Genomic DNA, 11,245 nt, shown 5'->3' with positions numbered 1-11,245 from the left:
CCCCGCTCAGTGAGCGGGGTTTTTTGTATTTAGGATCCGGCGGTCTATTGCCCGAGCAGGGCATTCCCATGCGAGTAGTACAGTGAAGCTGGGAATTAAGGAAGCCAATAATTTGGCTTTCTTCCAGCTGAACGGCCCTGAGCTCTGCGAAGGGCATCAAGGCTCCCAAACTCGCCCCCAATAAAACCAAAAACCAGCTCCAAACCTCGCTTTAAAACAAACAATCAGCAGCTCCGCTCAAATCAAATCACAACTTATCAAAACAATCCCACACAAAAAGCCACAATCAGAGGTATCAATGAAGTCCTACGTCATAGTTTTATGTCGGAAAGTTGCTTAACGAGGCAGTATCCAATCCTGACAACGCGCAGTTATTGATCAATAAATCCGCAATAACTACAAGGAACCAGCAGCAACGTTAAAGAATTAGCCATTCAAACTCATTGCCTGAGCGCCGGTTCATTAAGCAAGTTGTGTAGATAAAACAAACGAAAGTCCCAAGAAAAACCAATGACAAACGCAGGTTTTCCCGAGAAGAGGCATAAAAAATCCCCGCTTGAGCGAGGATTTTTTGCAAGAAAACTTAGGCAGTGCCAGCAGAGAACAGACTGAATTTAATAAATTAAATACGCATAAGCTGTAGTAAAGGCGGCTTCCTGGAAGGCTTTTAAGCCGGTATCTCTGAAATCTACCGGAATTGGGTGAGTCGCCAGTTTGTCTTTAATAGCGGCATTGGTACAAATGACGGTATCAACAGTTGGGATCAACTGCAGTGCAGCTTCAATTTTAAAGCCTACTGCAGAACCTGAGAATTTGCCTTTTTGTGGACGTTCACGGACCAGAAATTTGCTGATTTTATAGTCTTCAGCCAGTTTGGCCATGCCGAACTGAAACTTACGCATCTGTTCAGTGTCTTGATCTTTTAGCAGTGGAAAACGCACCTGACGGCAATCGGGCAACACCATCAGGCCATTATCCATTTCCATCAAACATAAAATAATTTCGCTGCCCTTAATATCGACGCCACATACCCGCATGTTCTTTACCTGCCATTTTGCAAAAGGGCGTTATTATGCCACGTAAAAGCATAAAGGTAGCAGTAACATCGGTGTTGTGGTGTCATTTATCGACACTTCAGTTACTGATTATCGTCGTGCGGGTCCCATTGACTGACAGCCAGATGCTGGTAAAACTGCCACTGCTCAATCAGCCCTTGCCAACAATGAAAGAAGAACAGCTGTAAGTTACTGGTTTGGCTTGGCAAAATACTTTGATAACTTTTCATTTTCAGCTCCTTTCGCAAACGGGGAGTCAGGCGACGCATGCTCCCCGCGTTACGTTCAACTTTTTACTCTGGTGCAGCAGCACCATTGCTACTTGCTATCAGCAGTGTTTTGTCATTAAGTTTTGCAGTTAATTTGCCAAGGTTATGCTGGCTGATAACACTGGCTTCAATATCATGAGCTCGCTGGAAATCAGCCAGGGCGCCGATATTATCGCCACTGAGTAACCTGACAACACCACGGTTGCTGTAAGCGTAAGAGCGCAGTTCTCGCTGCAGTTCGGCCGGGCGCTTGCCACTTTGCCGCACCAGAGTGACGGCCTTATGACAGGCGTCTTTGGCTTTATCGATATTGCCTTCTTTACTGTAAGCAACACAAAGATTCATCTGGCGGGCATAAGGGTCCTGCGCCTGCTGCGTTGTTGCAGCCGAAATTGCTGTTGTCAGCGCGCCAGCCTGAATAGGCGCGGCTAAAGCGTCTTCTGCGATCACCACCATCTTATAACCATTGCTGCCAGCGTGACTGGCAAAACTGGCCAACAACAAAGAGGTGGCCCATAAAGTACGAGATGTAATCAGATTCATGGTCTTGCTCCCGGTTGGTTTTAACAACAACCCAGTTGGTTGTTGTAGGGTCAACTCTAGGGGCAAGCGGGGGGAGCTGACAAACGAGAAAATTACACCCGATGGCTGAACGCACTTCATCTATACATTTGTTTTGGCAAAACCAGCCAATACCCAATCGATCAGCAGCTGAATTTCCGGTTTATGCAGGCTGTCTTCATGTTGCACCAGATAATAATGATCTCTGGTATGCAATTCGTCCTCAAACAACCTGACCAGGCTGCCGCTGTCAAACCAGGCCTGACTAATTGGCAGTGGAATAAGGGCCACCCCTAAACCCTGTTGTGCGGCGCGGGCAACACTAAACATACTGTCGAGTTGAATAATTTGTCTGGGTCTGAAATCGTCATAACCAGCCTGATCGGCCCACTGATGCCAGCACCAGGGTCTGGCCTGATGCACTATCAGTGGCACTGTTTCCAGCGAAGGCAATTCACCGGGTTCCCCTTGCAGGCGCTGATACCATTCCGGGCTACAAGCCGGCACATAACTAATGGGGAATAACTGATAGGAGGTTTTATCTGTAGGTTTACTGCTGGCCAGCACTATTTGTAAATCGGTGTGGCGGCTGCTTTCCTGGCGCGACTTTACTGTTTCCAGCCGTAAATTTACCTGTGGATGTTGACTGGACCAGCCGACTAACCTCGGCACAAAAAACTCGCTGGCAAAAAACTCCGGCAAAGTGATACTCACCACCTGCTCTCTTTTGGTCTGGCAAAACTCAGCCACTGTTGCGGATAAACTTTGTAATACCGGCTGAATGGCCTGATAAAAACGTCTGCCCTCTGCCGTCAGCACTACAGCACGGGTCTGGCGTTCAAACAAACTAAAACCAAGGTTTTCTTCCAGTTGTTTAATTTGATGGCTGACAGCCGAAGGGGTCAGATACAACTGACTGGCGGTTTCTTTAAAACTTAAACATTCAGCGGCAACGCAAAAACAGCGTAAACCTCGGAGTGGGGTATGAACGGCCATGTGGCAACTGCTCCATGTTCATCAGAGAAGCTGACTGTAGCAATTGTTGTTCCTGCATTTAACATGCTGAAAAATATAATAAATTTATGGAGTGCTTTGCGCCTGCTGCGTTATTGTGGCGCGTTTTTGCACCAGGATGACGCAGCAGCATTATGGTTAGCACTGATACAAAACCGCAGCCTTTTAATAGGCTTGTTACCATAAACCTGACACTTTAAGCCGCTCCAGCTCGCAGCTTAATAAAAATTCCCAGGCTTCCAGCTGTCGTTTGGCTTGTTCCAGACTATCAGCCCAGACATACAAACCCTGACCTCGCAGTAATAAACCAGAGGTCAGTTCATGCTGACGGCGGCCAATTTCTGCGGCAAGCAAAGGCCAAGGGTTGTTGGCATCCAGAATGGCTAAGCTCAGGCCTGAATTGCTGTTTTGCTGCGGCTCAATGGTCTGTTGCAAGTCATAACCACAAAACAGATGTTGATCTGCTTTTACCAGTCTGGAGAAGACTGTTGCTGCTAACGACTGGGTTTGCAGCACCACTTTGGCTGAACTGAACTGTTGGTAAAGCGCAACATGCAACAAACTACCAGACGCCAGTTGTGCGCTCAGGCTGGCTTCGCCACTTTGCCATGACAAAGGTGTTAAATCCTGTGGGCTCAGCTCACCTTTGTCTTTGTGTTGTGGTGTGAACAAAGCACTGTGTTCGCCACTTCGGATGGAAAAATTACCGCTGCCGGCAGGTGTCCATTGTTTGGCACTGATCCAACGGCCTAAAGTGCAAAGTTGAATAGCGTAGGGATTCAGTTGGTTGCTGCTGGTTGATTTGTTCATCTTTATGTTTAGACGTCTATACGTTGAAATGTCTCAAATAATAGCATTCTGTGTCACTGCAGGCCAAGCCGTTTTTTTCGGCTGTAACAGACAACTGCAAAGCAAAAATGCTAGCATCAGGCTCTTCAACCAGACTGCAAAATGATGTTAAAAGGAGCTTTATGGATTTGCGCAGTAAGTTACCCTGGGTTGGTACCACTATCTTTACCCAGATGTCTCAGTTGGCGCTCGAGCAGCAAGCCATTAATTTATCACAGGGTTTTCCAGACTTTCCGGCACCGGAACTGCTGTTACAGCAGTTGAACCAACAGGTGCTTGCCGGAAAAAACCAATACGCGCCTATGGCCGGAGTGCCGGAATTGCGCCAGCAAATTGCCAGGTTAACCGAGCGTTGTTACGGCCGGGTGGTGAATGCTGACACTGAAGTGACTATCACCTCAGGCGCCACCGAAGCGCTTTTTGTTGCCATTCAGGCGCTGGTGCGGCCCGGTGATGAAGTGCTGGTATTTGACCCTGCTTATGACAGTTATCAGCCAGCGGTGGAACTGGCCGGTGGTAAAACTGTGCATATTCAGCTGACGGCGCCGGATTACCGCATTGACTGGCCAGCTGTGCACCGCAGAGTCACAAACCAAACCAAACTGATTATTGTGAATAGCCCGCATAACCCAACCGGCATGGTGTTTAGTCAGGATGACTGGCTGGCGTTGGCTGATCTGGTGCAACAACACGGGCTGTTTTGTATCAGCGATGAAGTGTATGAACATATGGTGTTTGATGGTGCGTTACAGCTCAGCGCTCATCAGTTATTTGCACTACAGGAACGTAGTTTTATCGTCAGCTCTTTTGGCAAAACCTTCCATGTCACCGGCTGGAAGCTGGGTTATTGTATAGCGCCAGCTGCGCTCAGCGTCGAATTCCGGAAAATCCACCAGTATGTGACTTTTTCCAGTTTTACCCCGGCGCAATACGCCATTGCCACCACTTTGGAAACTTCGCCTGAACTGGTGACAGAGCTTGCCGGTTTTTATCAGCAAAAACGCGACCGTTTTGCCGCCTTGCTCAGCCAAAGCAAATTTCAATTATTGCCTTGTGCCGGTACTTATTTTCAGCTGGCCGATTACAGTGCTATCAGTGAGCTGGATGATGTCAGTTTTTGCCATTGGCTGGCTACCGAAGTAGGGGTGGCTGCTATTCCTTTGTCGGTATTTTCCCGCCAGGAACAAGACAGCAAAATTATCCGTTTTTGTTTTGCTAAACAGGACAATACCTTATTACAAGCTGCGGAGCGTTTATGCCGGTTAAGCCGATAACAACAAGCCTGAAGGTGGCCGTTATTCAGTCTGAGTTGGTGTGGCAAGACGCGGCTGCGAACAGGGCGCATTTTACCCGGCTTTTTACCAGCCTCAGAGACCTTGATTTAGTGGTATTGCCGGAAACTTTTAACAGTGGTTTTTCGATGCAAAGTACACAAATTGCCGAAGAGATGACAGGGCCTACAGTGCTTTGGCTGCAGCAACAGGCGATGTTGTATCAGTGGGCCATTTGTGGCTCCGTTGCTATTAAAACTGCTGAAGGTATCCATAACAGATTGTTGTTTGTGCACCCTGATGGTCAGATTGACTATTACGACAAAAAACATTTGTTCCGGATGGCAGATGAACATCAGCATTATATGGCGGGTAGCTGCCGTAAAGTGGTGGAATACCGCGGTTTTCGTTTGATGCTGCAAGTCTGTTACGACCTGCGTTTTCCGGTTTTTGCCCGTAACCAGGGTGATTATGACGCGCTGATTTATGTCGCCAACTGGCCGCAGCCGCGCAGTCAGATCTGGAGCACTTTATTGGCCGCCCGCGCTATTGAAAATCAGGCTTTTGTGCTGGGTTGTAACAGAGTCGGCAGTGATAACAACGGTTTTCACTACAGCGGTGATTCGGTGGTGTTGGATTACCTGGGTCAGCCGCTTGCAAGCGTCGAACCTCATCAGGCCGGTGTGTTGTTTGCCACACTGAACCTGGGCGAATTACAACAATTCCGGCAAAAATTCCCGGTCATGCTGGATGCCGACGAATTTCAGTTGTTGTAAAGCCATAACAGGTCGCCCTGCGGCTGATTACATTTGTGCACCATATAAAACAGCCATGTAAAGCGCTTACATTGCTGTTTTTTGCTTTATAATGCGGTTTTTCCGGCCAACGGAGCCTAAGCAGATGTCCAGATTTCACCCAACAGCCCTTATTTTTAGTGGTTTTTTCCTGCTTGGTTTATTAATCATCCTGTGGGGCGTGTTATTGCCTGATCTGAACAGCGAACTTGGCATGACTGCGGCGCAAAGTGGCTGGTTTTTTATGGTGATGGCGCTTGGCACTGTGACTGGCGCTTATCTGGGTGGCAAATATGTGCAGAAGTTTAATTTCCTGAAACTTTTTGCCAGTTTAGCGCTGCTTGAAACTGTGATTCTGCTTGGCATTTCTTTGGCACAATACGCCTGGCATCTGCTATTGGGCATTTTTTTGTTTGGGCTTTTTTGCTCTGTAATGTTCACCATTGGTCACACCCTGATAGCCAGGCTGCATGCCAACAAAAGAGCAAAAATGATGGGGCTGATGGATTTTATGTTTAGCCTTGGCACTTTGGCGGCGCCTTTTCTGGTGGTGGTGATGTACTGGTGGTTGCCCGACTGGCGCTGGCCTCTGCGTTTGCTGGCGCTGCTGCTGGTGTTGCTGGCGGCCTATGCTTTGTTGATTGCGCGTCAGGTTAAAGCAGATCCTACAGCTGCCGAAGCGCCAAAACACAGTTTGTCGTACAAAGCAGTATTAAAACAGCCGGTTTTTGTGGCTTTGGCTTTGGCAATGTTTGGTTATGGGGCTGTGGAATGGGGTAATGGTAATTGGTTTGTCAGTTACGCCAGTTCGGCACTCTTGTACCCAACTGAGCAGGCCAGGTTAATTTTTGCCTGGTTTACCGGTGGTATGGTGTTGAGCCGTTTAGGTTTTGCGTACCTCATCCCTTATCTGGGGGCCACCCGTTTGCTGCGTTTATTAGTGATGATGACCTTGGCCGGTGCTTTGTTATTAAAGCTGGCGGATAGCACGCTGTTGTTATCTTTAGGCAATGGCTTGCTAGGGCTGGGTTTGGGTGGCGTTTATCCGCTCTTGCTTTCTGCCGCTATGGATTTGGACGCCCGTAACGGCCCGGTGTTGTCTGGTTTGTCGAATATTGGTGGTTCGCTTGGTTGTCAGCTGGCTGGCCTTGGCACCGGACTTTGGGCCAATGTGGCTGGTATTGGCACTGCATTCTGGATGTTACCGCTGGTGGCGCTTTGGTTATTTGCGTCGGTCTGGTTATTTAGCCGCCGTGCCCGCGTTTTACAGGCTGCCGGTGGTATTTAGCCATCCGGCAGTATAGTTGTTGCTACTTTGTAGCGAAAAACAACAATCTGTGAGTAATTTCGGCAATTTTGCCAAAGCCACTCTTGATTCTGCGTAAAAATCGGTGCATAACAGGCTGCCCTGACAAACCTGAGATTTTCAGTAGATGAAAACATCTGTCGATTGGGCTTTACTGCAACAACAAGCCCGCGCTGCCTCTGAGCAAGCATACGCCCCTTACAGCCACTTTCCGGTGGGTGTTGCCATACTGGCACAAAGCGGCAAAATTTATACCGGTTGTAACGTTGAAAACGCCTCTTATGGCGGTACCACTTGTGCTGAACGTAACGCTATTGCTGCCGCTGTAGTGGCAGGTGAACGTCAGTTTCAGGCTTTGGTGGTGTTTACTCCGCAGGAAAAACTGACACCACCTTGTGGTATCTGCCGTCAGGTGATTGCCGAATTTTTTACCCCACAAAGCCCTGTTGCCAGTTGCAACCATTTAGGCCAAATCCAGCAGTGGACCTTGGGCGAATTATTACCCAGCGCTTTTACGCCATTATATTTAGCTGAAAGCACCAAAGTTGATACCAGCGCTGCTGCCAAATCTTAACCGGAGCCCAAAGTGTATTTACCTCAGGAAATTATCAAATTAAAACGTAATGGTGGCCAGTTACCTCAGGCGGCCATAGAGCAGTTTGTCAAAGGCATTACCGACAACAGCTTTAGCGAAGGCCAGACAGCAGCCCTTGCGATGGCCATTTATTTAAATGGTATGGTCACCGAAGAAACTGTGGCCTTAACCCGTGCCATGCGCGACTCGGGCTCAGTGTTAAACTGGGCCGGTAAACTCAATGGCCCTGTTGTGGATAAACATTCCACCGGCGGTGTTGGCGACAAAGTGAGTTTAATGCTGGCGCCGATGATTGCCGCTTGTGGTGCTTATGTGCCAATGATTGCCGGCCGTGGCCTTGGCCATACCGGCGGCACTGTGGATAAACTGGAAACTATTCCCGGTTATAGCTGCACTCAGCCGCTTGCCAAAATTCAGGCTGAAGTGGCACGTTTAGGTTGTGTGATAGTTGGCCAAAGTGCTGAATTAGCGCCGGCGGATCGCCGTTTGTATCTTATTCGTGATGTCACCGCCACTGTGGAATCTATTCCGCTTATTACCGCTTCTATTTTGTCGAAAAAGCTGGCGGCAGGCCTTGATGTGCTGACGATGGACGTCAAAATTGGTTCAGGCGCCATTATGAAAAACGTGGCTGATGCTTCAGCGCTGGCGACCAGCATAGTGAACACTGCCAAAGGCGCTGGTGTAAAAACGCAGGCCTTGCTCACCGATATGAACGAATGCCTGGGCGCTACCGCAGGTAATGTATTGGAAGTATTGGAAACGCTGGATTATTTAACCGGCAAATACCGTGAGCCAAGGCTACACCAGGTGACTTTAGAGCTGGGTGCCAGCATGTTACAACTGGCCGGTTTACAGCTTGATAAAGCCAGTGCTATTAAAGCGTTGGAACACAGTTTAACGTCGGGCAAAGCAGCGGAGATTTTTGCAAAAATGGTTGCTGCCATGGGCGGCCCGGCCGACTTGATGGAAAAACCGCAACAATATCTGGCGGCAGCGCCTGTGGTGCAGGATATTCTGGCGCCACAAGATGGCTTCCTTGCCAGCAGCGACACTGTTGCTGTGGGTATGGCCGTGGTGCGTTTAGGTGGTGGCCGAGCACATCCGTCCCAGGTGATAGATCCGGCCGTTGGCTTTAGTGATGTGCTTGCCCTTGGCGCAAAAGTTGGCAAAGGCGAGGTGTTGGCGCGGGTACATGCAGCTTCAAAAGAAGCAGCCGACAAAGCCAGCAGTGAATATCTGGCCGCTTTAACTTTTAGTGACAAAGCGCCAACACTTCACCCTATAGTTCACAAGATCATTGATTAAGCTGGCACTTTTTTCAGAACGCTGATAAAACAGGCAAAGGATTGCCTGTTTTTGCAAGATGGAGTTTCTGATGTCCCGCCTTGAACTTAAAATTCCCCCGCTGTTGTTGTTAGTCATTTTTGCTGTGTTGATGTTCTGGCTTGGCCATAACATTAATTTATGGCAGCTGATCCCGCTGGAACTATTGGGCTGGCGTTTGTTTTTAGCCGGAATTTGGCTGGCGGCCGGAGTGACTGTTGCTGTGCTGGGTGTGCTGAACTTTCGCAGTGCTCAAACCACGGTAAACCCTTTATTACCGGCCAATGCCAGTCAGCTGGTGCAAAACGGCATTTTCCGCTATAGCCGTAACCCTATGTATTTAGGCATGTTATTGCTGCTGATTGGCTGGGCTTTATGGCTGTCAGATTTGAGTGCTTTTGTGCCTTTGCCGTTTTTTGTCTGGTATCTGAATCAGTTTCAGATTAAACCGGAAGAGCGGGCGCTCACCACTTTGTTTGGCGCTGAGTTTTTGCAATATCAACAAAAAGTCCGGCGCTGGTTGTAACAAAACCTTTGTTTTGATGCTTTAAGCTGCAGTGGCGGGCGGATCTATGGTTTTTGCCAGTCATACCAAAGCCTGCCTCTGTGCTGTTTTTAAGGTGCAACTCCCTGATGTTAATTAATTTACCGATTCAGCTGCCAGCATGACTGGTCAGCTTTGGGTCTGGTACATTGGTGGGTTAAATTTGCAGGCGATTAAAAAGGAACATCAATGTTGCTGCAGCCCGACGAATCAGTTTGCCCCCTGTTGCTGCGGCTGGCTTCGCCTGATGATGATGGTTTTTTCCGGCAGCTGTTTGCTGCCAATCACAGTTATTTTGCCAACAGTGGTTTGCCTGAGGTTATGGTGCAACAGTTGCTGCACCAGCAGTTTCAGTTACAACAACAGAGTTATCAGCAACAAACACCAAAACCCGAATTTTATCTGCTGACGTTGCAACAACAGCCGGTTGGCCGGCTGATCCTGGCGCGCCATCCGGATTATTTGCATATCACTGATCTGGCGTTGTTGCCCGTCTATAGTGGGCGAGGGCTTGGTAGTGAGTTGATGACAGCCTTGCAACAATATGCCCAACAGCAGCAGTTAGGGCTGCAACTGCGGGTGGAGCAACAAAATGACGGCGCTTTGCAATTTTATCTGCGCCATGGTTTTCAGCTGCAAAGCCAAAACGGCAACCACCTGCAGCTGTGCTGGCAATAAATTTATGTTTCCAATTTGGTTGCGGGTTGATGTTTTGCCTCATATCGCCTAGCTTTGAATGGTTCCTTCTTTGAATCAATGACTTGAATATTTTTGCGGCAACAATGGTTGTCACAGCGGAATAACCTCAGAACAGACCCGCATGGGGTAAATGCAACATCATCAGTTCAGGCGGACATTGTTTTGTATAAGGATTTTACACCCTAACCATCAATAAAACTGACTAAGGAGAGTTTAAATGTCTGATCCGTTTTTAGGCGAAATCCGCATGTTTGCCGGTAATTATGCCCCACAAGGCTGGGCTTTTTGTAATGGCCAGCTCATGTCAATTGCAACAAACAGCGCTTTGTTTTCACTATTAAGTACCAGCTATGGTGGTGATGGTGTCAGCACTTTTGCATTGCCAAACCTCGGAGGCCGAGCTCCGGTAGGCACAGGCCAATCGCCAGGGTTGTCGCCTGTTACTTTGGGGGAACAGGCCGGGACTGAAAATGTCACCATTCTTGCCGCCCAGATGCCTACACATACCCATGGGGCCACCACTGCAGCGACTGCGACAAGTGTAGGTTCATTGCAAGTGGCTGGCACAGCGTCAAACGCATCAACAACACCTTCAACAACCAATAATATTTTGGGTGCATCTAGCGCAGGCGGGCCACCTTCAGCCGCAATTTGGTCAGATAAGCTGACTACCCCTGTTACCCTCGCTAATCCAGAAACTATCAACACAACGCTGAATGTTAATGTAACTGTCCAACCAGCTGGCGGAAGTCAGCCATTGCCGATTCGAAACCCTTATCTGGGGATGAATTTTATTATTGCCCTTGAAGGTATTTATCCTCCGCGCAACTAATGAAATGTTTATTGTTGTATTTGCACAGCAGCACCTGTGTTGCTGTGCCAAAAAAATTGTACCCATAGCAAGTTCCGAAGTAAGCCTGTTGCTTGTTTTTTTCGCTGGTGCTTTATCGTTTCCACCACAT

At 48.5% G+C, this 11,245-nt stretch carries 14 protein-coding genes; 9 read left to right on the top strand and 5 right to left on the bottom strand.

The window, feature by feature from the left end; translation table 11 throughout:
* Positions 1 to 614: 614 nt before the first annotated feature.
* The 4 genes from RCH83_RS04770 to RCH83_RS04755 form a co-directional block, all read right to left on the bottom strand.
* Positions 615 to 1,037, bottom strand: coding sequence for a DUF3010 family protein (locus tag RCH83_RS04770; protein WP_306519563.1), 423 nt, complete (start codon positions 1,035 to 1,037; stop codon positions 615 to 617).
* Positions 1,038 to 1,138: 101 nt separating this feature from the next.
* Positions 1,139 to 1,285: a hypothetical protein gene (locus tag RCH83_RS04765; protein WP_306519561.1), complete on the bottom strand. Its 147-nt coding sequence runs from the start codon at positions 1,283 to 1,285 to the stop codon at positions 1,139 to 1,141.
* Between the two features lie 63 nt (positions 1,286 to 1,348).
* Positions 1,349 to 1,867 carry a hypothetical protein gene (locus tag RCH83_RS04760; RefSeq protein ID WP_306519559.1) on the bottom strand — a complete coding sequence of 173 codons (519 nt, stop codon included), beginning with the start codon at positions 1,865 to 1,867 and terminating at the stop codon, positions 1,349 to 1,351.
* Between the two features lie 120 nt (positions 1,868 to 1,987).
* A complete protein-coding gene (locus RCH83_RS04755) occupies positions 1,988 to 2,881 on the bottom strand; it encodes a LysR substrate-binding domain-containing protein (protein WP_306519557.1) in 894 nt (297 codons plus the stop codon).
* Here RCH83_RS04755 and RCH83_RS04750 point away from each other — a divergent pair.
* Positions 2,870 to 3,085 (top strand): hypothetical protein, encoded by a 216-nt coding sequence (locus tag RCH83_RS04750; protein WP_306519555.1) that lies wholly within the window; start codon positions 2,870 to 2,872, stop codon positions 3,083 to 3,085. The genes RCH83_RS04755 and RCH83_RS04750 overlap by 12 nt on opposite strands.
* On the opposite strand, the gene RCH83_RS04745 is transcribed toward RCH83_RS04750, so the two are convergent.
* The gene (locus RCH83_RS04745) at positions 3,077 to 3,709 is read right to left on the bottom strand and encodes a class II aldolase/adducin family protein (protein WP_306519553.1); all 633 of its coding nucleotides are present in this window, start codon (positions 3,707 to 3,709) and stop codon (positions 3,077 to 3,079) included. The genes RCH83_RS04750 and RCH83_RS04745 overlap by 9 nt on opposite strands.
* A gap of 161 nt (positions 3,710 to 3,870) precedes the next feature.
* On the opposite strand from RCH83_RS04745, the gene RCH83_RS04740 reads away from it, so the two are divergent.
* The 8 genes from RCH83_RS04740 to RCH83_RS04705 all read left to right on the top strand — a co-directional run bounded on the left by RCH83_RS04740 (position 3,871) and on the right by RCH83_RS04705 (position 11,115).
* Positions 3,871 to 5,022: a methionine aminotransferase gene (locus RCH83_RS04740; protein ID WP_306519551.1), complete on the top strand. Its 1,152-nt coding sequence runs from the start codon at positions 3,871 to 3,873 to the stop codon at positions 5,020 to 5,022.
* Positions 5,004 to 5,795: an amidohydrolase gene (locus tag RCH83_RS04735; RefSeq protein ID WP_306519549.1), complete on the top strand. Its 792-nt coding sequence runs from the start codon at positions 5,004 to 5,006 to the stop codon at positions 5,793 to 5,795. The genes RCH83_RS04740 and RCH83_RS04735 overlap by 19 nt, the downstream gene beginning before the upstream one ends.
* A gap of 124 nt (positions 5,796 to 5,919) precedes the next feature.
* The gene (locus RCH83_RS04730) at positions 5,920 to 7,101 is read left to right on the top strand and encodes a sugar MFS transporter (protein WP_306519547.1); all 1,182 of its coding nucleotides are present in this window, start codon (positions 5,920 to 5,922) and stop codon (positions 7,099 to 7,101) included.
* A gap of 145 nt (positions 7,102 to 7,246) precedes the next feature.
* On the top strand, positions 7,247 to 7,693 hold the full coding sequence (locus RCH83_RS04725) for a cytidine deaminase (protein WP_306519544.1): 447 nt from the start codon (positions 7,247 to 7,249) through the stop codon (positions 7,691 to 7,693).
* 12 nt (positions 7,694 to 7,705) lie between these two features.
* Complete coding sequence (gene deoA, locus RCH83_RS04720) at positions 7,706 to 9,022, top strand: thymidine phosphorylase (RefSeq protein ID WP_306519542.1); 1,317 nt, start codon at positions 7,706 to 7,708, stop codon at positions 9,020 to 9,022.
* Positions 9,023 to 9,092: 70 nt separating this feature from the next.
* On the top strand, positions 9,093 to 9,566 hold the full coding sequence (locus RCH83_RS04715; RefSeq protein WP_306519539.1) for an isoprenylcysteine carboxylmethyltransferase family protein: 474 nt from the start codon (positions 9,093 to 9,095) through the stop codon (positions 9,564 to 9,566).
* Positions 9,567 to 9,773: 207 nt separating this feature from the next.
* Positions 9,774 to 10,262, top strand: a complete 489-nt coding sequence (locus RCH83_RS04710; RefSeq protein WP_306519538.1) for an N-acetyltransferase — start codon at positions 9,774 to 9,776, stop codon at positions 10,260 to 10,262.
* 268 nt (positions 10,263 to 10,530) lie between these two features.
* Positions 10,531 to 11,115 carry a phage tail protein gene (locus RCH83_RS04705; protein WP_306519536.1) on the top strand — a complete coding sequence of 195 codons (585 nt, stop codon included), beginning with the start codon at positions 10,531 to 10,533 and terminating at the stop codon, positions 11,113 to 11,115.
* Positions 11,116 to 11,245 lie beyond the last annotated feature (130 nt).

The organism is Rheinheimera sp., assembly GCF_030824435.1.
Taxonomy (GTDB): Bacteria; Pseudomonadota; Gammaproteobacteria; order Enterobacterales; family Alteromonadaceae; genus Pararheinheimera.
The sequence above is the reverse complement of the archived record's forward strand: the minus strand, read 5'-3'. Positions and strand labels throughout refer to the sequence as shown.

Coding starts and splice junctions, on each gene's coding strand:
- RCH83_RS04740 (WP_306519551.1), top strand. CDS start 3,871: ATGGATTTGCGCAGTAAGTTACCCTGGGTTGGTACCACTATCTTTACC.
- RCH83_RS04765 (WP_306519561.1), bottom strand. CDS start 1,285: ATGAAAAGTTATCAAAGTATTTTGCCAAGCCAAACCAGTAACTTACAG.
- RCH83_RS04715 (WP_306519539.1), top strand. CDS start 9,093: ATGTCCCGCCTTGAACTTAAAATTCCCCCGCTGTTGTTGTTAGTCATT.
- RCH83_RS04705 (WP_306519536.1), top strand. CDS start 10,531: ATGTTTGCCGGTAATTATGCCCCACAAGGCTGGGCTTTTTGTAATGGC.
- RCH83_RS04735 (WP_306519549.1), top strand. CDS start 5,004: ATGCCGGTTAAGCCGATAACAACAAGCCTGAAGGTGGCCGTTATTCAG.
- RCH83_RS04745 (WP_306519553.1), bottom strand. CDS start 3,709: ATGAACAAATCAACCAGCAGCAACCAACTGAATCCCTACGCTATTCAA.
- RCH83_RS04710 (WP_306519538.1), top strand. CDS start 9,774: ATGTTGCTGCAGCCCGACGAATCAGTTTGCCCCCTGTTGCTGCGGCTG.
- RCH83_RS04770 (WP_306519563.1), bottom strand. CDS start 1,037: ATGCGGGTATGTGGCGTCGATATTAAGGGCAGCGAAATTATTTTATGT.
- RCH83_RS04760 (WP_306519559.1), bottom strand. CDS start 1,867: ATGAATCTGATTACATCTCGTACTTTATGGGCCACCTCTTTGTTGTTG.
- RCH83_RS04750 (WP_306519555.1), top strand. CDS start 2,870: ATGAACGGCCATGTGGCAACTGCTCCATGTTCATCAGAGAAGCTGACT.
- RCH83_RS04730 (WP_306519547.1), top strand. CDS start 5,920: ATGTCCAGATTTCACCCAACAGCCCTTATTTTTAGTGGTTTTTTCCTG.
- RCH83_RS04755 (WP_306519557.1), bottom strand. CDS start 2,881: ATGGCCGTTCATACCCCACTCCGAGGTTTACGCTGTTTTTGCGTTGCC.
- RCH83_RS04725 (WP_306519544.1), top strand. CDS start 7,247: ATGAAAACATCTGTCGATTGGGCTTTACTGCAACAACAAGCCCGCGCT.